This window comes from Luteibacter sp. P4_E6, assembly GCF_056401535.1.
This window is the reverse complement of sequence record NZ_JBFUJE010000809.1, coordinates 1-1,298: the sequence shown is the minus strand read 5'-3', so window position 1 is coordinate 1,298 and position 1,298 is coordinate 1. Positions and strand designations below refer to the sequence as shown.

The window sequence follows — 1,298 nt, the reverse complement described above, 5'->3', positions numbered from 1 at the left end:
CCCCACGACCCACCAGGTCGCCATCGCGAAGGCTCACCACGACTGCCTCGAAGGCGGTGAACGTGTAGCCGGTGATGTGGAAAGGCTGCTTCGTCGGCCACTTCTCGATGTTCGCCTGCAGTTGCAGGCGAACATGTCGGTTGCTATGCATGACTACTCCGAATGCTTTCGCTCAATAACGGGCGCTGAAGCTCACCAGCCCGAACACCACGATGAACCAGGCCAGATAGATGGCCACCAGCGCGAGCAGCGTTTCTCCGAGCCGCACCCAACCGCTTCGGCGTGGCGTCATCCAGGCCCGCACGCCGTGGGCGACCACCGCTATGGCGCCGATCAGCCCCACTACGCCGAKCACGTAAAGCACATACAGCCAGGGCGTGATCGTGCCTTGCACCAGCGGGATCGCATTGGTCGCGGTGAGGACCACCATCAAGACCAGCCAGCCCAGCAGCACCAGGAACAGCGCCAGGAGCCCAAGACGAGAAAGCGTACGCGAGCGCCTCTGCACGGAGGTGAGTTCAAGCCGCTGGCGGTAGTGCCTGCGCACGCCCCAACCCACGGGCCAACTGATCAGCGCGACCATCAGGATCAGAAGGGAAAGCCCGGCTAACAAGCGCACCGAACCCAGCGATCTGAAGCCCGAGACGGTCTGGAAGACGAACACCGGCGGCTCGGCATCCGTGGCCCAGTAGCGGATGGCGCCCTGCGCGTCGGCTACGAATTTCAGCTTGCGGATGCCGTTGACTTCGCGATATTCCAGGGGTCCCACTTCGCGCCAGTGCAGCGGCACACCCGCATCGCTGGTCAATGCCGAGACCGCGATGGTGTCATCGGGCATGGCCGCCACCTGGACCTGCGTCAACAGATAAAGCGGACGCATCGCACTTTCGTTCCGTCGGCTGGCGCTATACCAACCCGCGACCCGCGCAGCATCCGCTTTGGCGCTCGGCGCGGTCGGTTGTGACGGGACGACGTTCGGGAAATAGCGATCGAGGAAGGCGCGGAACATGGCGGCTCGAATGACGCCCGCGCCGCCTTCGTTGCCGGCGCTGTTCATCGAGATAAAGAACCCGACGTGGGCATCCAGCATCAGGTGCAGATCGCTGTGGAAATAGTCGAGGTCGCCGGCGTGGCCGACGATACGCTGGCCGTGGCTGTCTTCCTGGTAAAAGCCCAGGTCGAAGCCGTTGAGACCCGGTGCGGCGGTGCGTTGCGGCGTATGCATCAGCGCAACCGTCGCCGGCTCGAGAATCCGTGCGCCGTTATAGGTCCCGCCCTCCAGCTGCGCGATCATGAAG

General features: G+C 63.8%; 1 pseudogene. It reads right to left on the bottom strand.

What is annotated here, in order from left to right:
• Positions 1-172: 172 nt before the first annotated feature.
• A pseudogene (locus AC1DT2_RS23675) lies at positions 173-1,298 on the bottom strand (serine hydrolase domain-containing protein); the annotation flags it as partial.